This window comes from Paenibacillus sp. FSL H8-0280 (assembly GCF_045040665.1).
GTDB lineage: Bacteria > Bacillota > Bacilli > Paenibacillales > Paenibacillaceae > Paenibacillus > Paenibacillus xylanexedens_A.
The window spans coordinates 5,193,039-5,215,318 of sequence record NZ_CP150296.1 but is presented as its reverse complement, the minus strand read 5'-3'; the positions used below and the strand labels follow the sequence as shown (position 1 = coordinate 5,215,318).

The 22,280-nt window shown below is 46.4% G+C and carries 8 protein-coding genes; all 8 read left to right on the top strand.

The window, feature by feature from the left end:
• Positions 1–19: 19 nt before the first annotated feature.
• Positions 20–7,765: an SDR family NAD(P)-dependent oxidoreductase gene (locus MHI12_RS22730; protein WP_405170417.1), complete on the top strand. Its 7,746-nt coding sequence runs from the start codon at positions 20–22 to the stop codon at positions 7,763–7,765.
• Positions 7,766–7,769: 4 nt separating this feature from the next.
• Positions 7,770–16,736, top strand: coding sequence for an SDR family NAD(P)-dependent oxidoreductase (locus tag MHI12_RS22725; RefSeq protein ID WP_405170416.1), 8,967 nt, complete (start codon positions 7,770–7,772; stop codon positions 16,734–16,736).
• A gap of 27 nt (positions 16,737–16,763) precedes the next feature.
• On the top strand, positions 16,764–17,615 hold the full coding sequence (locus tag MHI12_RS22720) for a 3-hydroxyacyl-CoA dehydrogenase family protein (RefSeq protein ID WP_192133323.1): 852 nt from the start codon (positions 16,764–16,766) through the stop codon (positions 17,613–17,615).
• Between the two features lie 35 nt (positions 17,616–17,650).
• Positions 17,651–17,884 carry an acyl carrier protein gene (locus tag MHI12_RS22715; RefSeq protein ID WP_017686948.1) on the top strand — a complete coding sequence of 78 codons (234 nt, stop codon included), beginning with the start codon at positions 17,651–17,653 and terminating at the stop codon, positions 17,882–17,884.
• A 58-nt stretch (positions 17,885–17,942) separates the two neighbouring features.
• Positions 17,943–19,013, top strand: a complete 1,071-nt coding sequence (locus MHI12_RS22710; protein WP_405170415.1) for an HAD-IIIC family phosphatase — start codon at positions 17,943–17,945, stop codon at positions 19,011–19,013.
• A gap of 30 nt (positions 19,014–19,043) precedes the next feature.
• Positions 19,044–20,318, top strand: a complete 1,275-nt coding sequence (fabD, locus tag MHI12_RS22705) for an ACP S-malonyltransferase (protein WP_341008482.1) — start codon at positions 19,044–19,046, stop codon at positions 20,316–20,318.
• An 87-nt stretch (positions 20,319–20,405) separates the two neighbouring features.
• A complete protein-coding gene (locus MHI12_RS22700) occupies positions 20,406–21,386 on the top strand; it encodes an ABC transporter ATP-binding protein (RefSeq protein WP_017686951.1) in 981 nt (326 codons plus the stop codon).
• Positions 21,383–22,255: an ABC transporter permease gene (locus MHI12_RS22695; protein WP_047843969.1), complete on the top strand. Its 873-nt coding sequence runs from the start codon at positions 21,383–21,385 to the stop codon at positions 22,253–22,255. The genes MHI12_RS22700 and MHI12_RS22695 overlap by 4 nt, the downstream gene beginning before the upstream one ends.
• Positions 22,256–22,280: the final 25 nt, after the last annotated feature.

Genomic DNA, 22,280 nt, shown 5'->3' with positions numbered 1-22,280 from the left:
GACTGTAAAGGAGAGCAAAATGAGAAAAGGATTAATGGGAAGTATTAAACTGGATGATCTCCTGGAATCCGGGGCAGAATCGGTCGATATCGAAAGTGTTTCGACTAAGGACATTGCCATTATTGGAATGTCCGGCAGATTCCCGGGTGCAGAGGAACTCGAGGCATATTGGAGCAATCTGGTTAACGGTGTGGACAGTATCAGCGATTTTCCCGCAGAACGACAATCTTTCACAGATTATTATATGAAGACACGGGGAGAGTCGGTCGCGTATACCAAAGCTGGGTTTTTGAATCATATTGACCGATTCGATTATCGTTTCTTCAACCTGTCTCCCCGTGAAGCTTCTCTCATGGACCCCAATCAGCGGTTGTTTCTTGAGACGGCTTGGCATGCCATTGAGAATTCGGGATATGGGGGCGGGAAACTTAAAGGAAGCAACACAGGTGTGTACGTTGGGTTTCGAAACGATGAAGTATATGACTACAAAAGATTAATCACTGACTTGGAACCTCAGGCAGATCCCAGTGCAGTTCCAGGTAATCTGGCCTCCATTCTGGCTAGCCGGATTTCTTACTTGCTGGATCTGAAGGGGCCGAGCCTTTGTCTTGATACAGCATGTTCATCTTCTCTCGTAGCCATTCATCTCGCGTCCCAGGCCATTCGAAACGGGGATTGTGATCTGGCTGTCGCTGGTGGCGTAAAGATACGTTTGTTTCCCCTAGATGAAGGGAACAAGCTTGGTGTGGAAGCGCCAGATGGCAAAGTGAAGGCGTTCGATGCAGATTCGGATGGGACGGTGTGGGGTGAAGGCGCTGCCGCTATTATCCTCAAACCTTTGAACAAAGCACTCAGGGATCGAGATCATATATACGCAGTCATTAAAGGGAGTGCTGTGAATCAGGATGGAACTTCCGTAGGCATCACAGCGCCGAATACCGCTTCACAGACAGAATTGCTGGTGAAAGCATGGAAAAATGCGGGGATTAACCCGGAGACGCTAAATTATATTGAAACACATGGTACAGGGACAGATATGGGAGATCCCATTGAGTTTGAGGCCATTCGCAGAGCGTTCCAAAAGTTTACGAACAAGAAACAATTCTGTGCTATCGGTTCAGTGAAGACAAATGTGGGCCACTTGGATTGTGTAGCTGGCATGGCTTCGCTTTTCAAGGTCATTATGGGAATGCGTGAAGGCATGATGCCACCCACACTTCATTTTCAGCGTCAAAACTCAAAAATCAACTTTGAAGATTCTCCAGTCTATCTCAACACACGTCCTAGAATATGGCATGCCGAAGGGGCTCCACGCAGATGTGGTGTCAGCGCGTTTGGTCTAAGTGGAACCAATAGTCACATTGTAGTTGAAGAGCCGCCACGTTATCACAGGGCAGATACCGCAGTGACCCCGGATATGCAAATTTTAACGATCTCTGCCAAAAGTGCTGCCAGCTTAACAAAGCTGGTGCAAGCGTATCAGGCCTTGCTCGTTTCAAATCCTGAACTTTCGCTGGCAGATCTATCATTCTCGGCTAATACCGGAAGAGGGCACTACACTCAAAGGCTTGCGATCACTTACAGTGATCGCAAGGATTTGGAAAGAAAATTGAAGATTGTATCAGACGCAAATTGTGGTCCTGATCTCGAGATAAACGGAGTACACACAGGCATACATCGGATAATAACAGCCGGTGCAGGGGAGTCCACACGAAGTACAGGGGAAATCACGGAGCAGGAGGTCAGACTACTTGGACAGAAGGCCCAAGCATGGCTTTCTGAACCTCATGTTCATCCGAGACAAGTGCTGTTGGAGGCCATTTGTGATTTGTATGTTCAGGGAGCCGATGTGAGTTGGGAAGATCTGTACAGAGAAAAGTCTGTGCGCAGGATTCCACTTCCGTCATACCAGTTTGAACCGAACATATGCTGGCTGGACTGGAAATCGGATATGGATCAACGGCAGACAGATGACATGTATCGGAGCATGTATAGAACACGCTGGATCGTGGATTCTTTGGAACCATCCATACCCGATGAGGCGAAGCAGCCAATTGATGATGGGATAACCTTGATATTGCGAAAAGATAAAGACCTTGAAGGCGAAAGGCTTGAAACCACCTTGCGGAATCTGGGAAGAAAGCTGGTATCCGTGACATTTGACGGAGATGTTGCCGTTATGGAAGGACTCTCAGGTCTAGTGCAACTTTCTTCAGAAGATGTTTATGATCACCTGCTTGGTGCACTGCCTTTCAAGGATATAACCCGGATTATTCATCTACTGAGTTCAATGCCCAGAATGCAGGTGCATAATCTGGCGGATCTTTCTCAGGCGGAAATAGAGGGTCCTCTGAGTCTGTTCAGACTGGTCAAATCCCTTGTGCAGAGAGCGGTGTCTGGCCCTGTAGACATATCAATTGCTACGACAACTGCTTATCAAGTGACGGGGGACGAAGTGGAACTGTATCCTGAGCACGCTGCCTTGATCGGCTGGGCTAAGGTTATAGGAAAGGAATATCCGCATATCCGGTGTCAGTGCATTGACAGAGATGAACATAGTTCACTTGAATCTATTCCGGAGTTGGTTAGTGGCGCAGGCATCTCCAACGAGAATTTTGCCTATCGGAATGGGATTCGTTATGTTGAACAGCTGGATGAATGGAACACAGAGACTCAGGAAAATAGTGGCTGGCAACTGGTTGAAGATGGAGTATACATCATAACGGGTGGAGCAGGGGGGATAGGTTCAGAGATTGGGAAATGGATGGCTGGTCAGGCAAAGGTACGAATTGTCCTACTGGGACGGACTGAATTACCCAACAGAGAGCAATGGCCAATGCTTCGTAAGAATGGGAAAGACCAAACGGCTGTTCAGCAGATTATTCGTGAAATAGATGCCATGGAAAGTCTCGGAGCGATGGTAACTTATTTTAGCGTAGATGTATCCGATGAAATGCGTCTCACCCATACGTTGGATGTTATTAGACAAACGTTTGGTTCTATACGTGGAATTGTGCATTGTGCAGGAACGGGCAGTGATCTGTCTACCGATCAGAAGAGTGAAGATGACGTCAAGCGCACGTTGGCTCCCAAGATCAGGGGGACATGGCTGCTTGATCAACTTACCCGACAAGATCAGCCTGATTTTATGCTGTTATGTTCTTCTATCGCTACAACATTCAGCACGTTGACTATGGGAGATTACGTCGCAGCCAATGCCTACCTGGATACGTTCGCTGCACAACGAACCAAGCAGGGACTTCACACACTCGCCATTAACTGGGTGACCTGGAGGGAGCGGGGAATGGCAGCACGTTCGGGTTTTACGGCGGATACTATATTTAAGGCCATTTTACCTGAACAGGCGATCCATAGTCTCGCAGACGTTGTTACTCAAAAAGTAGACCGCGTTATTATCGGGGAATTAAACATAGATGGTGGGGGCATTCCTTTACTCGAACGTTCAGGGATTCGGGTTGCTCCACATTTGCTCGAACGATTGAAGAGAATGAAGTCTACGACCAGGTCTATAGCAGATATGGCTTCTACCCGATCACTTTCACAACATGGCACGGGTCAGGTGATCCTCACGGGAAAAGAAAAAGAGGATTACACCGAAGCAGAACGACGTGTCGCTGATGTCTGCAGACAGGTATTGGGTTTCGATGAAATTAACATCCATGAAAATTTCTTTGAACTGGGAGCCGATTCCCTCTTGTTAAAAACGATGCATGCCAGATTGGAACTGCTTGATCCAGGTTCACTTATGATTACGGATTTGTTTGAGCACGCAACAGTTTATAAACTGGCCCGTTTTCTGGTAGATAAACGCCAGGGAAGCAACAACATGACACATCATGCAACGATGAAAGGAACGGAACAGGACATAGCCATTATTGGCATTTCTGTCAAACTGCCTAACGCCAACAACACTGATGAATTCTGGGACAATATTCGTAACGGGTTGGATTGCAGGACCGCATTGTCTGCAGAACGAAAGGATGCCATTGATCGCTATATTCGATATAAACAGTTTCCTGAGGGCAGCGTTGCTCTTGTGGAAGGGTCCTATATTGATGAGATTGATAAGTTCGATAGTACCTTTTTCCGTTTGTCTCCCAAGGAAGCAAGCCTGATGGACCCACATCAGCGTCTCTTCCTGCAGGCATGCTGGGAAGCAGTTGAAGATGCCGGTTGTGTAGAAGACATTAGTGGAAGTTATACCGGGGTGTTTGTTGGATACTCGCCGAATATTCGCGATATGTATTCACGTCTTATTTATGAAACCAATCCGACTCTGCTATCCAGCGCTATGGTGGGCAACACAGCAGCAGTTACCTCTGGAAGAGTATCTTATATGCTGGACTTGAAGGGGCCATCGATTATCGTAGACACAGCCTGTTCATCTTCCCTCGTTGCTGTAGATGCTGCATGTCAATCGATTCGTAGCGGCAAATGTGAAATGGCCATAGCTGGTGGGATTAAAATCCATACCATGCCAATTCATCACACGAATACACGCATGGGAATAGGCATGGAATCTATGGATGGAATCACGCGTGCATTTGATGAGGAATCCGAAGGAACGGGTTTTGGCGAAGGCATCGGTGTAATCATGCTCAAACCACTCGAAAAAGCTAAACAGGATGGCGACCAAATCTATGCGGTCATTAAGGGATCAGCATCCAATCAGGATGGCAGTTCTGCCGGGATGACAGCACCAAATCCGGCAGCTCAGGAAGACGTGATTCGCAAGGCATGGGATGATGCTGGCATTGATCCTGCGACCATTGGTTATGTGGAAGCCCACGGGACGGGTACACCTTTAGGGGATCCGATTGAAGTAAACAGTTTGACGAATGCATTCCGTATGTTCACCGACAAACGAAATTTCTGTGCGATTGGATCTGTCAAAGCCAATATGGGGCATCTGCTTGAAGCAGCGGGAATCGTCGGGTTGATCAAAACTGCGTTGGCACTTAAAAACAAGGAATTGCCTGCAACGATTCACTTTAATCGACCCAATGAAAATATCCCGTTTTACGATTCTGCCATATATGTCAACACCGTTACTCGTAAGTGGGAGGTTGAAGGCCATCCGCGGCGAGCTGGCGTCAGTGCGTTTGGCATGAGCGGAACCAATGCCCATATTGTGCTGGAAGAGCCACCGGCGGACTATACCCATAAAGAACTGCCTGACCATGTTCCTCACGTTGGGCCACAGTTGTTCATGCTTTCGGCCAAATCACGTGAGAGTTTGCAGCAACTTGTTACGAGGTACGTTGCATATGGTCCGCAATTATTACAAATGGATTTGCAGGATATTTGTTACACAGTCCAGGCTGGGCGCAGTCATTATCCGCATCGATTAATTTTTGCAGTGAATACGACAATGGAACTTGTTTCCCGTTTGAATGAATTGAACCGGCTCTACTTTTGGGAGTCTGAACTGGGCGAAACAGGCAAGATTTTCTATCGTTATGGAGAACACCGATTGGTATCAGGTACGGATGGGATTAGACGTCCGGATGATCTTACTCTGGTTCAGAAGGAAAGTTTGAACACCGAAATTCAAGAAGTGGCATTAGCGTGGAGGGACGGCCTGTACAGGGACGGATCCATGCAGGTCAAAATTAGTGAGTTGTATTCGGCGGGTGCAGATTTGCCACCATTATTATGGAATGACGGACAGGCACCTCGTAAAGTGCGGCTCCCGGTGTATGCTTTCGAGCGTAAGACACACTGGCTGGACATACCCGAAGTCGCCCCGGTAAAAGTGGAACGTATGGAACAACCATTTCATGTTATTCGTTGGGTTAACACGCCATCCAACGATGGGACATCATGGATGTCCTCCGAATCTGGAGATGTGTTATTGTTCACAGGAAAAACCGCTCTTTCGGCATCGATCTATGAGAGATTACTAGCTGCGGGTCGGAAGGTTGTAAGAGTAGAGATTGGACTTCAAAAGGATTCTACTCCAGGCGATGGATGGTATGGCGTTGATTCAAATAAACAGGCGTATGAGGACTTGTTAACAGATCTTCAATCCGAGTATCAATTCACACATATTATCCATATGTCAACGACTGAGCAAGCAGTATTTCCTGAGAGTATCGAACAATTAGAGGTGACCCAGCAACGTGGGGCTCGCAGCCTGATGTATCTTACACAGGCGCTGGCACATGTGGGTTATGAACGCGGGCTGAGCCTTACGCTGGTATCTGATTATGTGAACGAAGTGACAGGTAATGAACGTGTCCTTCAGCCACAACAAGCTCCTTTCATGGGAATGGGACGAGTTGTAGGTCAGGAATTGATGGGCATATCCTGCAAGTTCCTGGACGTTGATGATGTTGTCTCTGCTGAAGATGTGTTACAAGAGATCGGCCGAAAGTCTGATTTGTATCTTGTTGCTTACCGGGAAGGTACCCGTTATGAGGAGCAGTTCGAGACTTTGAACGATACGACGGTGATCGGCCATTCGCCAGCAATTCAAAATGACGGTGTATACGTGATTACTGGCGGCACAAAAGGCATTGGACTGGAAGTTGCCCAGTACTTGGCTGACAAGGGAGCAGGACATGTTGCTTTGCTGGCCCGTTCACCTTTTCCGCCGCGTGACCAGTGGACTGAATGGCTTGATCAGAACAGAGACAGGGAAGTTTGCGAGACGATAAACCGGGTGATGGATCTGGAGAAGAAGGGAACTTCATGTTCATTTTATCAAGTGGATATCGGGCATCTGGATAGGCTACGTGAGGTATTTGATGAACTTCGACAAAACTACGGACCCATTCGTGGCGTAGTCCACAGTGCCGGTGTACCTGGTGAAGGCATGCTGATGCGTAAGACGGAGGAACAGTTCTCAGCGGTGTTTGGTCCCAAAGTCCAAGGAACATGGGCGCTTGATCAGGTCACACTTGAGGATAGTCTTGACTTCTTCCTGCTTTTCTCCACGATCTCTTCGGTGTTTGCTGCTCCGGGCCAGGGGGACTATGCTGCTGCCAATGCATACCTGGATGCATTTGCTGCATATCGAAGCAAGCTCGGGAAACGAACACTAACTATGAATTGGAACACATGGAGAGATACGGGGATGGGCGTTCGTTACGGCATCAATGTGGATGGCGTATTCTCCGCCATTCCTACGGAGCAGGGCATTGCATGGCTGGATCGTGCGATGGGAATGACCTTGAATCGGGTAATCGTCGGCGAGATCAATCGTGAAAGCAAATTGCTTGGCATGATGTCAAGTGTTGCTGTGAGACTATCGGATGACCTGAGATCCCTGGCTACTGATGAGAAAACTGTGTTTCCTGAAACTCAGAACCAGACCGGTTATGCGGAAGTTACTCTGGACGGCAGGACAGGAGAAGGAGCATATAGCGATGCTGAGGATCTGATTGCCAAAATCTTCGGTTCGGTACTAGGGTTCAGTGAAATCAATATTTATGACAGTTTCTTCGAATTAGGGGGAGATTCGATCATGTTGGGCCAGATGCATGAGTTATTGGATCGGCATTTCCCCAATAAGATCAAACTGGTAGATCTGTTCGAATATACAACCGTAGACAAACTCAGCAATTACATTGCAGGCAATGAGCAACATATCCTGCAAGCTGCACCGATAACATCCGCATCAGAAGAGCAGGACGGAGATTGGAATGACTCATTAAGCCATATGCTGGACAAGTTGCAGGACGGGGAAGTATCTGTCGAAGACATTCTTCATCGTTTGGATGAAATACGGCCAGGGGAGTGAGCTTGTGGAGAAAGTCTACAAACATGTTGTTGAAAACATAGCCTCCGGCAAAATTGACAAAGTGACGGGGATTCAGGTCATCAATCTGCTGAAGCAGGAAGAAGCAAATCATCAAGAGGATATAGCAGTCATAGGCATGAGCCTTAAATTTCCCCATGCGAATCGTCCGGAGGAATACTGGCACATTGTTGAGCAGGGGATTGATTGCATAGGTGATTATCCATCTGATCGAAGATCTGTAACGGATGAGTACCTCAAACTAAGCGGATATTCAGACGAATTCCTTCAATATCTGGATGGAGCTTTTCTGGATGAAGTGGATCAATTCGATTATAAGTTCTTCCGTCTCTCGCCAAAAGAGGCCAGTCTGATGGACCCTTGTCATCGTTTGTTTTTGCAAACGGCATGGCATGCCATCGAAGATGCCGGTTACGGCGGGCAAAGGCTTGCAGGAAGCAATACCGGCGTCTTTACCGGATTTGCCAATAGCAACAACTATAAGGAAATGATCAAGGATACCAATCCGGAAGAGTTGTCTATTGCGATGACTGGAAATATCGCGTCAATGCTTCCAACCCGCATCTCGTATCTGCTTAATCTAAAAGGACCGACCATGGTAGTGGATACGGCTTGTTCGTCCTCGTTGGTATCCGTTTATCTGGCTTGTAAATCGCTGATGAACGGGGATTGCAACATGGCGATTGCCGGAGGAGTTAAGCTGGATATTTTGCCAGTGGATAATGATTTTCTGAAGATAGGGATTGAATCCACCGACTACCGGACAAGAGCTTTTGATAAAGAAGCAGATGGGTCCGGTATGGGCGAAGGTGTGGCTGCAGTAATTTTGAAGCCGCTTCGTCAGTCTCAGAAGGATGGAGACCACATCTATGGTGTAATCAAAGGCATCGCCTTGAATCAGGATGGAACGTCCATGGGCATCACGGCCCCCAATCCGGTTGCTCAATCCGAAGTAATCGAGGAGGCGTGGAAGCGAGCAGGCATCCACCCGGAGTCCCTGGCCTATATTGAAACCCATGGAACAGGAACCAATCTGGGTGACCCTATCGAGATTCAGGGGCTGGAGCGTGCTTTCCGAAAATATACGAATAAAAAGCAATTTTGTGCAATTGGTTCGGTCAAAACCAATGTCGGTCATCTGTATGAAACAGCAGGTATGGCCAGTCTGATTAAAGGACTTTTATCGTTGTATCATCGGAAACTCCCGCCTTCCCTTCATTTTAATTATCCAAACCTGAATATTGATTTCGGGAATTCACCCGTCTATGTCAATACAAGGTTAAGAGAGTGGGAGCGAGGTGCTGATCCGCGTAGATGCGGGATAAGTACATTTGGTTTGAGCGGAACGAATTGTCATATAGTGCTGGAAGAAGCTCCTGTACAGGCCACTTTGAACGTTACGCATGATGGGCATAAGGGTGTTCATCCATTCACGTTGTCTGCGGGATCAGATAATGGAATTCAAGTTCTGATGAAACAGTATCTGGACGGAGTATCTACCTTCCCCGACAGGTATTCATTACTGGATGTGTGTCGAACAGCCAATGCATGTCGCGGACATTATGCTCACCGAGTGATCATTTTGGCTGAACACTTGGAGGATTTGCGCATTAAGCTGACCCAGGTTATATCTGGAGACATTCATACGTTCACAGCATCTTGGTTTCATTATGGGGAACACCGACTGATCAGCGACAATCGGGAAGTTTCAGGGGTACATGATATTACTCAGAAAAACGTTCGTGCGTTAAGTGAAGAGGTCCGGCAAGAATTGAACCAGATGAATGAGGCTACATTCGACTGGGGGCGCCTGTGTACTCTTTACGTGCAAGGGGCATCCGTGGACTGGTGGCGTCTGTATGAGGGCAAGTCTACGAAGACCGTACCTCTGGCGGGTTATCCTTTTGATTCGCAGAAGTGCTGGATTGACATGGGAAGCAGACCAGCAGAAGAGAGTGTCCACCATGTCAACGGATTGTTTTCTCTTACGTGGCATGAGCTTGAGGGAGATTACGAGGATAACGAAGTTCATTCAAGCGAGAGAGTTGTACTCTTTACAGCCGATGACAAAGGTGGGGCTGACCTTGCATTGCTTTTGCAACAATCGGGTAAGGACGTCATTATGGTTTGCCCGGGAGATTACTTTGAACAGCGGAACGATACTGATTTTCGAATTGGTTCCAGTGAGGTCGATTTTGATTCTTTAGTCAATGCTTTGGATTCAAAAGCATGGTCACAGGTCATCTATGCACCTACCTTTGCTTCGGACACTTCTGTTCAGAATCTGGTGGAGTTGAATGAATCACAGGAACGCGGCGTTTACAGCCTGCTGTATCTGGTTCGTTCTTTGACCAGACATGGTATTGATTATGATATGGATATGGTGATTTTGACCCAATGTGTCCATCATGTCACAGGCAAAGAACAGGTTCTTAGACCCGAGCTCGCACCCCTAGAAGGTCTTGCCAAGGTCATACGCAAGGAGCATCTGAACATACAATGTCGAGTTATCGACCTGGAAGATATGCTATGGAGCAAAGGGAGTGCAGAGTCTGTTTTCAGAAAAACAGATCACTTCCTTACCGCCATTCGAGAGGGCAAACGGTATATTCAGTCATTCGGTACACTCCAGCCTGTTGCAGAGTCGGACAGTAACAATGGACAATTTCCGGCTCTTCATTCAGAAGGGATATATCTTGTCTCTGGTGGAGCCGGAGGTATCGGGATTGAAGTATCCAAATATTTGGCCGGCAGGGACAAGGTACATCTGGCCTGGATTAATCGTACTGCCTTTCCACCTCGGAGAACATGGGAAGCAATTTTGGAAGCACAGCAGGATCAGTCGTTATGCCGAAAGATTCAGGGAGTGCTTGATATTGAAAATATGGGAGCTACCGTTGAAATATACAGCGCTGACATTTCCAAAAAAGAAGAGGTAGTTCCAATTGTAGAAGAGCTGCGTCAACGTCATGGGAAGATCCGGGGGGTTATCCATGGCGCGGGAATCGGAAGATCCGACTTATTGATGAATCGTACGGATGACCAGTTTAAAAGCATCTTCAATCCGAAGGTAATGGGTACACGCATTTTGGATGAAGTTACCCATTCGGATGATCTGGACTTCTTTATTCTGTTTTCTTCAGTAGCAACGATGTTTAGCGGAGCTGTTCAAGGAGATTATACCGCAGCCAATGCTTATCTGGATGCCTACGGGGAATATCGGAACAAGCTTGGCAGAAGGACACATGTGGTGAACTGGACGACCTGGAAAGAAACCGGTATGGCTCTTGAAGGTGGTTTCACAATCGATACCATTTTTAAGACGTTGCCAACGGGTAAGGCTCTTGATGGGTTTGAGCAGGTGTTATCCCATAATGTACCGAGAGCACTTGTAGGTTATCTCAATTATGAGAACGGTGGAGTCTTCCTACTCGAAAAATCAGGGGTGATGCTCTCTCCTGTGCTGACTGCGCAAATTGAACTATTTAAGGAAAAAAAGAAGCAGGAAAAAGCGAACAAAGCAAAGAGTGTAACAACAAATCCAGCAGGAGAAGTAAGTCTGACAGGAAGTCTCAACGAAGAGTTTAGTGATACGGAAAAACGTGTGGCCGAATGTTGCAGAAAAATATTAGGTTTTGATCAAATTGATATTCACGACAACTTCTTTGAACTAGGTGCGGACTCTATTCTGCTAATGAAAATTCAGAGTGAGATTGAGCGAATTTTTCCAGGAGCCATTAATGTTACGGACCTGTTCGAATACTCGAATGTACATCATCTCGCAAAATTTATCAGTGGAAAAAACAAGAAGGAGGAACAGCGTCCTTCTCCTGCAATGCATCTCAAGAAGCGTACTGTGGCAGAACGAGATGGAGATATTGCGATTATCGGCATGGCTGTGAATGTGCCGCTTGCTTCCACACCTGAGGAGTTATGGGAACATCTCGTCAACGGCACGGATCTGGTTCGGTCGTTTCCGGAATCGAGAAAAGTGGATATTGACAAGCATTTTGCGTTCACAGGTCATGACCAGGCACAGATGAAATACAACGAGAACGCGTATCTGGAAGACATAGACAAGTTTGATGCAGGTTTCTTTCGGTTATCGCCTAAGGAAGCAAGTCTAATGGATCCCAATCAGCGATTATTTCTTGAAGCTGCGTGGACTGCAATTGAGGATGCAGGGTATGGCGGCACCAGATTGAGCGGTAGTAAAACAGGCGTATATCTGGGATATGCGGCAACCTTGCGAGATCTGTATGCACGTCTCTTATATGAAGTTGATCCTGGGAGCGGATCAAGCTCCATGGTGGGTAATCTGACAGCAATGATGTCTGCCCGGATCTCATATTTATTGGATCTAAAGGGTCCAAGCATGGTTATTGATACGGCCTGTTCATCTTCATTGGTGTCTGTAGACATGGCTTGCAAAGCTATTCGTAGCGGACAATGTGATTATGCACTGGCTGGTGGAATCAAGATTAACCTGTGCCCGGTGGATGATGAAAATATGAAACTTGGTATCGAGTCTACAGATCATCGCTCCAAAGCTTTTGATGATGAAGCAGATGGAGCAGGTATTGGAGAAGGGGTTGCAGTGGTACTGCTGAAATCACTTCAGCAGGCATTGGATGACCATGATTCGATCCATGCTGTAATTAAAGGCGGGGCTGTGAATCAGGATGGCAGTTCAATAGGCATCACGGCACCTAATCCGGCATCTCAAACAGAGGTAATTATATCTGCTTTGGAGGATGCAGGAGTTGAACCGGAGACAATCACCTACATTGAAACTCATGGCACGGGCACGACATTGGGAGATCCGATTGAAATTAAGGGCATATCCGATGCACTGTCGAGCTACACAGATCGCAAGCAATTCTGTGCGGTGAGTTCCATCAAGACCAACTTGGGGCATTCTTCGGAGGCTGCTGGAGTGATTAGTTTGGTGAAGGCGGTCATGGCGCTGCGTGAGAAAAAGCTTCCTCCGACACTGTACTTTAATCGACCTAATCGAATTATTGAATTTTCCAATTCACCGGTCTTTGTGAATACCCGTCTTCGTACTTGGCATTCCGAGGAAGGACCGCGACGTTGTGGGATCAGCGCGTTTGGGATTAGTGGAACCAATTGTCACGTTATCCTGGAAGAGGCCCCGGTACAGACATTTGTCCAAGCAGAGGAACGCAGACCTTATATTTTGCCTCTTTCCGCCAAAAGTAAAGACTCTCTGTCCAGATTGATTGCAGCTTATCATGATTATCTCGATAGTTACGATGAACTGGATTTGTTAAGCCTGTGTGGAACAGCCGCTCAGGGAAGAGGACACTACAAGTTGCGTATCGCCATTGCTTTTAAAGACAAAGAAGAGCTGGTGGCCCGATTGGACAAGCTGCGTGGATGCCCGTTTAGCGAGATTAAACCGCCCGTTGCTTATGCATCTGAACATCGAATGGTTCCTGAGACGAAGGAGCCGGGTGTTGGTGAATTGACGGAACAAAAACTTCGTGAATTAAACGAGCAGTCAGACAGGGTACTGAGGCTCATTAACGAGCACGGATGGGAAGATCAGCACTTGGAGGAAATATCGATTCTTTATACACAGGGAGCCGATATTGACTGGTCCAGATTGTACGCAGAAGAGGAAACCTTCCGGCTCCATCTTCCAACGTATCCTTACGAGCGCAATCGTTGCTGGATTGATATTCCCGAACGAGTTGCGGTTCAACCATCCGTTGTGCAGAAGGAAGAACCAACGATGCATTACACCATTGGCTGGGTGGAAGCGAGTAATCCTGAGCGGCTCATTCCGAATCCGCAAACTGTCTTGCTTTTGAAGGGGACAATTCCGTTATGTGACAGTCTCTCCCGGGAACTTACTGAACGTGGAGCACATGTAATTGAAGTTACGCTTGGTGCAACATATGCGAAGATCTCTCCGGTTCATTATCAGATTGATGGCTCGGAGGAGCAGTATCTGCAATTATTGAAGGCTACGAAGAACCACAGAATAGATCAGATTATTCACACCTTTACCATAAACGGTTATACAGCACCCGAGAGTCCGAAGGAACTGGAGGATGCCTTATGCCGAGGGGTGCATAGCTTGTTTTACCTCACAAAAGCCATTGCAGGTGCAGGATTGCGAAATCGAATGCACATTGTGCTGTTATCCCAGTACGTTCACGAAGTTAGCGGCCACGAATCACATCTTGCTCCTGAATACGCAACGATGTTTGGCTTGGGCAAAGCCATTGGACAAGAGCATCCTCAGCTGGAATGCAAGGTCATGGATATAGATGATGACACCGCTATTCCTATTTTGCTCAATGCAATGAATGCAGATGATGTTTTCTACTCCACTGCTTATCGGAAGGGTCAACGATATGTGGAAGAGTTTAGGAAGACAGATCTGTTGGGAGCTGAGCTCTCTGATGTAACCATTAAGGAGCAAGGGGTCTATCTCATCACTGGCGGAATGGGCGGCATTGGCCGAGCATTCGCAGAACATTTTGCCAACAGACACAACGTTACCTTGATTCTTGCAGGCAGATCGGATTTCCCTGATCGGGAAACATGGCCAGCCATTTTGGAGGATAACAAGGATCTGGAGCAATGCAACAAAATTAAATGGATACATTCGATTGAGACCAGAGGTTCCACAGTAGGTCTCTACAGCGTGGATACAGGTGATCTTCAACAAGTATCAAGACTCATGGAGGACATCAGAGAGCAGTACGGCAAAGTGGATGGCATTGTTCATGGTGCAGGAGTAGCCGGTGAAGGATTCCTTGCATCCAAGGATGCGGAGACCTTTAACCGTGTGTTGCTTCCGAAAGTCCAGGGAACCTGGAATATTGATCAGGCAACAGCCCAAGACTCTCTGGATTTTCTTGTTCTGTTCTCAACCACTTCAACATTATTCAGCTCTCCGGGTCAAGGAGATTATTCAGCAGCGAATAGTTATCTGGATGCTTATGCAGCGTATCGCAATCGCAGGGGCGGACGAACGTTAACGATCAATTGGGTGGCCTGGAAAGAGACCGGGATGGCCAAAGATTTTGGCGTAAATGATGACATGGTGTTCAAGTCTGTTTTAACAAAGTCTGCATTAAAGGCCTTTGACCAGGCTTTTCAGCGTAAAGTGCATCGATCTATCATCGGCGAACTGAATTATGACTCGGAATATATGGCCTACGTAGGTGATATGCCAATGATGATGTCGGAGGACGTATACAACACGATTCAAGATCAAAGTGCCAGCGTGATTGCTGAAGTGGAGATGAGAAAGGCAACGCTGAACAAAGAAGTCTCATTACACGGCCGCAATGATGGTCAATATACAGCCATGGAACAGATGTTATCCCGGATTTGGTCACTTCATTTGGGACTGACAGAAATGGATCTGTATGATGATTTTTACGAATATGGTGGAGATTCCATTATTGGGCTCAAGATGGCATCGGATATATACAGGGAAACGGGGATACAGGTTAATCCTTCAGATGTGCTGCAATATCCGACGATCTGGGGACTGGGAGTTCACCTGCAATCTCTGGTCGATGTGGAGAATGCAACAGTCGGACAACAGTCTATCCCTCATGCAGAAGTCAAAGAAAAATATCCACTTTCATCAGCTCAAAAAAGGATATTCTACCTTTGCACTCAGGACCCGGACAACATCAGCTATAACCTGAACAAAGCGTTGATTATGGAGGGGAATTTTGACCCATTCACGTTGAACGGTTATATGAACACTCTGATTCAGCGCCATGAATCGTTCCGTACATCATTTCACTGGGAACAAGGAGAGCCGATTCAGAGAATTCACGAGAACGTGGATTTTTCGATCGAAACGTTGCCAGATGTTATTCGTGGAACGGAAGCAGTGGAAGATGTAGTGAAGCGGTTTGTCCGACCGTTTGATCTGGAAGCAGCACCGTTGATCCGCATGATTGTTGGTTCGTTGGATGACGGTCGCCATCTGTTGATGTTCGATGTGCATCACTTGGTTACAGATGGAATGTCGATGGACAATATGATGCACGAAATCACGTCAATGTACAGTGGTTCACCTCTACCGAATATTCCTTATCAGTATAGGGATTACTCGGAGTGGAGCAACCAGTATCAGCAATCGGATTCGATTAAATCACAGGAAGCCTTCTGGCTGGAAACGCTGAAAGGGCCGTTGCCCACACTGCAACTTCCAACAGACTTTTCACGGCCTGATCGAAAAACCTATGATGGAGCCAAAATGACTTTTTATGCCGACGGAGTACTCACTGCTCGTATAGGCAAGCTCGGAGCACGTACAGGAACCACGCTATATATGTTGCTCTTATCCGCCTTAAATGTCCTATTGCATAAATATACGAACCAGAGTGATATACTCATCGGTTCACCAGTAACGGGTCGCCAACAGGGTAACTTTGATGCCACCATTGGCATGTTTGTGAATACAATCGTCCTGAGAAACGAACCTGTGCCTGATGACTCATTCAGGGAGTTACTTCTGGACGTGAAGCAGCGTACGTTATCGGCTTTTGCACATCAGGACTGTCAATTCGACCGAATTGTACAGCTTGTGAATAGTACACGTGATCCGAGCAGAAATCCGCTGTTTGATGTGTATTTTGCACTGCAAAATGTAGGGATGTACACCGGAGAGATTGAGGCTTTCAAAGGCACATTAATCGATTATGACAGTGGAGTTTCAAGGTTTGATTTGGCACTGGATGCGATTGAGCGGGAGGGTACGATCGAGTTTATTCTGGAATATAATACAAGCTTGTTCTTGCCTAGCACAGCTGAATATATCGCCAAAGATTTTGTGAAAATTCTTGAGATAGTTTCAGAGCAGCCGGATACATTGATCTATGATATTGAAGTTGATCGTGTCACGGATATCACGGATGAAGCTGTAGATGAAGAAGTGAATTTCAATTTCTAGCCAGATCACAGAGGGGCGTTGATAGGAATGAAGGTTGGTGTAATCGGAGCAGGCGTCATGGGAAAAGGGGTTGCGCAGAGCCTTGCCCAGTCCCGGCACAACGTGGTTTTGATCGATGTGAGTGATGAAGTTTTGGATCAGGCGAGAACAGCCTTGTTTACCAATATCCGATTTTCGGGATTCTACAACAAGGATACCGAGGCCGAAGACCCGGAAACGGTGCTCTCGCGTGTGGAGTTTACGACACATTATGACTCGCTCAGCGATGCTGATTTTATTATTGAGAACGTGCCTGAGCAATGGGATGTGAAAAAAGAGGTCTATGCACAGCTTGAAAACTATTGCCCCGATTCTTGCATTTATTTGGTCAATACATCATGCATTTCGATTACAAAAGTTGGTTCCATCACCAGACGACCTGACAAGGTCATCGGTGTACATTTTATGAATCCGGTCCCGTTAAAGCCCGTAGTCGAAGCTATCCAGGGTTATCACACATCGGATACAACGATTGAAGCGACCAGATCCCTGCTCCATACCATGGGCAAAGAAGCCATACTGGTACAAGATCTTCCCGGTTTTGTATCTAACCGAATATCCCATCTACTAATGAATGAAGCTGCCTTTGTCGTTCAGGATCAGGTAGCTTCACCGGAAGAGGTGGATGACATATTCGTCAAATGTTTCGGACATAAGATGGGTCCACTTCACACAGCGGATTTGATTGGTTTGGATACTGTAGTTCATTCATTGGATGTACTCTATGAGAGTTATCAGGACCCGAAATACAGAGTATGTCCCTTGCTTCGCAAGATGGTGGATGCCGGATTGTTAGGCGCAAAAAGCGGTCAAGGCTTCTTTGAGCACGTGATTCTGTAAGTGTATCGACTATAAATTATACGAGGTGACTGTGCATGGAGTCCAAAGTCAAAGTGAAAACATTTCTGAGTCGTTTCTATCGCAAACGTGAAATTCAGGATGATGAGGATATTTTTGAATTGGGTTTTGCCAATTCCCTGTTTGCGATGCAGATGGTGATGTTTCTGGAGAAAGAATTCAACATTCGGATTGAGACCCAGGATATGGATCTGAGCAACTTCCGTACGTTGAACAAGATTAATGAACTGATTGAACGAAAGACAGCATAGACTGCTTGATGGTCTTGAAGCAATAGTTTGGAACAATATGCCAAGGAGGGGTTCAGGTATGGGTGATCCATCGGTAAGTTCGGTAATGGACAAGCAAAAGCAAGAGAAGGTGAAGCTGGTCGTCTGGGATCTGGATAATACAATCTGGGAAGGTGTCCTTCTGGAAGATGAGAATGTTGTCTTGAGAGAGGGAATTATGGATGTGATTCGGACACTGGACGAGCGTGGAGTTCTACAATCCATCGCCAGTAAAAATGACCATCAGACAGCCATGGAGAAGCTTGAGGAATTCGGAATTCATGAATATTTCCTATACCCCCAGATTCACTGGAATTCCAAGTCGAGCTCCATTCAATCCATCATAACTTCCATTAATATCGGAGCGAATACGGTTGCTTTTGTGGATGATCAGATGTTTGAGCTGGAAGAGGTACAGTTTGAGCATGCTGAAGTTCGATGCATAGATGCTGCCCAGTACCTGGACATTCCCGACATGGAGATGATGAATCCCCGATTTATTACGGAGGACTCCAAACTTCGCCGTTTAATGTACAAAAGCGATGAGATCCGTAATAAGGCGGAAGATGAATTCACAGGTCCCAAAGATGACTTTCTGGCTTCACTTGGCATGACATTCACGATTTCACCCCTCAAGGGAGATGATCTGCAGCGTGCAGAAGAGTTGACGGTGCGGACTCATCAGCTGAACACCACAGGGTATACCTATTCCTATGAAGATCTGGAACAACTCAGTCAATCTCCTAATCACAAACTTCTCATTACAGGATTGGAAGACAAGTATGGAGCATATGGAAAAATTGGACTCGCTTTGCTTGAGATGGAAGAGGAGTACTGGACCGTGAAGCTGCTGCTGATGTCTTGCCGTGTAATGTCACGAGGGGTAGGCACGATTCTCATGAATTATATCCTGGAACAGGCGAAAGAAGCCGGGGTCAAGATACGGGCTGAATTCAAAATGACCGATCGTAATCGGATGATGTATCTGACCTATAAATTTGGCGGATTCAAAGAAATCCATCAGGAAGAGGACCTTGTCATTTTTGAACACGACATGAGCTATATTCAGAAAATTCCTTCATATGTGGAACTGAACATTATTAATAATTAATACACCAACCCTATTAATGGAGGTTACGACATGGAAAAAATAGCACTGCTGTTTCCGGGACAAGGTTCTCAGTATGTAGGTATGGGAAAGAGTTTCTATGATCAATATAGCATTGCCAAGCAAACGTACGAGGAAGCGAGTGACGTTGCAGGTGTGGATCTGGCAAAACTATGTTTTGAAGGAAGTCTATCTGAACTGAATCAGAATGAGAACATGCAACCTGCTCTTCTGGCAACGAATGTAGCGGCTTTCAGAGTGTATATGGAAGAAGTGGGGATTCGACCACAATTCTGTGCAGGTCACAGTATGGGTGAATATTCGGCGTTGGTATGTTCAGGCGCCATGACATTTTCCGATGCTGTTCGAATCACCAAATTGCGTGGTGCGATGATGCAGATTCATATTGATCGGGGCACAGGATCAATGACCATTATGGACGGTATTGACGCATCCATCGTGGAGCAACTCTGTGAACAATACAGCGGCGAGCAAGGTGTAGCTGTGGTCTCCTGTTATAATTCGCCAACACAAGCTGCCGTATCCGGTCATCAATACGTACTGGAGGAGATCGAAGCAGCCGTATTGGATGCCGATGGTCAGGTTACTCCCCTAATGTCCAGTGCACCCATTCATAGTTCGCTGATGGCGGAAGATGCAGAGCGGCTCGGCCAAGAACTGGCAAAGTATTCGTACAATATGTTCAAATGGCCGGTACTATCCAATGTTACAGGTCAACCTTATGGTGATGTGGAGCGAATTCCGGGATTGCTGACAGATCAGATGGTCAAACCTGTGCAATGGACACGGATTCTTCAATACCTTGAGCGTTTTGGTGTAACACTTGCCATCGAAATGGGACCCAAAAATGTACTGAATAAATTGACCAAAACGAACTGTCCTGATATCAATTCGCTCTGCTTTGGCGAAAAAGCGGAACGTCAAAAATTGATCAGCATGTTTCAATCGGATGGCAAGAAGAAAAAAGGAGTACCCACAGTCATAACTAAATGTTTAGCAATTGCAGTGGCAACGCCGAACCAGAATTGGGATGAAGCAGAGTATCAACAAGGTGTTGTTCAGCGTTACAAACGAATCCAGGCAATTCAGGAGCAGGTTGAAAATGCAGGGGACAAACCTTCAAAAGAGCAAATGATAGAAGCGTTGGAACTGCTCAAGGGCATCTTTGAAACCAAAAAGTTACCTGTTAAAGAAAGAAATCAGTGGATGAATCATATCATTGATGATACTGGACATTACTACGAACTGGCGGAGTATCTGGTACACGAAGCTGTCGGCGTAAAGTGATTACATTAGGGGCGAAATGCGCTGCAATAGCGTATTCGCCCTCCCATGTATTCAGCAATACAGGCAATACATAAAGGGGGAGAACAAGTGAGAGTGCTATCCGCTGAGAACGTCACTAAGTCCTATGGTAAACACCTAGCGTTAGATAACATGTCCTTTGAGCTTCGCAAGGGTGAGATCCACACAATTCTGGGGACCAACGGTTCAGGTAAAACAACTTTTATTAAAGTCTTGGCGACTCTGTTGACCAAGGACTCCGGAATTGTCAATATCGGCGGCTACGATTTGGATACCGATGCGAACATCATCAGGAGACTAATCGGATACGTGGGTCAAGATACTGAACGCTCTGCTTATGCGAGATTAACTGTTCGAGAGAACTTGATATTCTTTGGAAGACTTACCGGACTTAGCAAACAAGAGATTTCAAACCAGATCGACAAATTAAGTACGTATCTGGATTTCTCGGAACATCTGAACAAGCAATTTATGCAATTATCGGGAGGCCAAAAGCAAACCGTTGTCATTATGCGAGCCCTGCTGCATGATCCTGAAGTGATATATCTGGATGAACCGACCAAGGGACTGGACCCCGTGATCTCCAGACGTGTACGCGAGTTCATTAAAAGTTATGTGCGGGATGAGGGGAAATCCATTATTCTGACCTCTCACATTCTGACTGAGGTAGAGGACATGACGGACCGGGTGTCCCTGATGCGCAAAGGAACGCTCCTTAAAACAGGTACAATTGCCGAACTAAAATCCAATCTGGGCGCAGTCGAATTCATCGACATTCCCAGAGCAGACTTGCCCCCTTCCATTCAGGAGCGAATCACTGCTCTGCCGGAGGTAACTTCCACTATTATTCGTGAGGAGGAAGACACTGTTTCCTTCGGAATCACGAACCTGTACGACGGGATGGGCGCGGTTATTAGTGAATTAAAAGAAGGCAATATCCATACGACCATTCAGCATAGACAACTAACACTTGAAGATTTGTTTGTTCAGCTCTATGTGAAGTCTGATGAGAATTTAGAGTACACATTGGCAGGAGGCAGAGAACAGTGAGTATCGAATACGCTAAAACCGGGACAGGTCAGGAAACGCTAAAGCTACAAGCCATAGGTAAACCTACCGGATTTTTCACCGTCGTGTGGGCAACAACCGTGAAGGAATTGCAGATTGCTGTAAGGTATCTGCCAAACTTCTTCGGTAACTTCCTACAGTTGGGTCTACGAGTACTCTTTTTCCTGCTGATGTCCACGTTTGTTGTATACGAGGGAGAGAATGTACTTCAAGGAGATAACCTGTTTATCTTTTACCTGGGTGCAATACTTGTATGGCTGTTCTACGGAGTAGCGTTAAACGCACCGCTCGGTGCCGTGACGAATGATCTCCATAACGGCACTTTGGAGTATCTGTACTGCAATCCAATCTCTCGTTACGCGTATTATGTAGGGACGGTTGTAGCCAGTGCATTAATGAATGTCATTGTGTTCATACCGATGTATATCCTGCTTGTTCTGTACGCAGGTCTCAACTTTGCTGAATCCATGATGATTCTAGTCACCTGTCTTGTGGTCATCGTTGCATTAATGGCGCTTGGCGTCATGATTGCACTACTGGGGATTCTGTACCGCCAGGTGTCATCCATTGTGGGTATTTTGTTTATCATGTTTGAATTTGTAGCAGGTGCTTATTTCCCAGTGGACCAGTTTCCGGCAGTCGTTCGTTGGATCGCATATCTCCTGCCTTATACCTGGGGGTATGATATGGTGCGTTATTACAGTTTCAAAACAGATTGGGTACCCCTTGCACCGATCTGGATGGAATGGTGCATCCTCATCTTTTTTGCCATTTCGTATACAATCATCTCAATCGTTATGCTGCGCAAGGTAGAAAAGATGGCAAAGAAAAAAGGTCTCAACCTAATCTGATTATTTTTGATCCCAAAGAGAATGG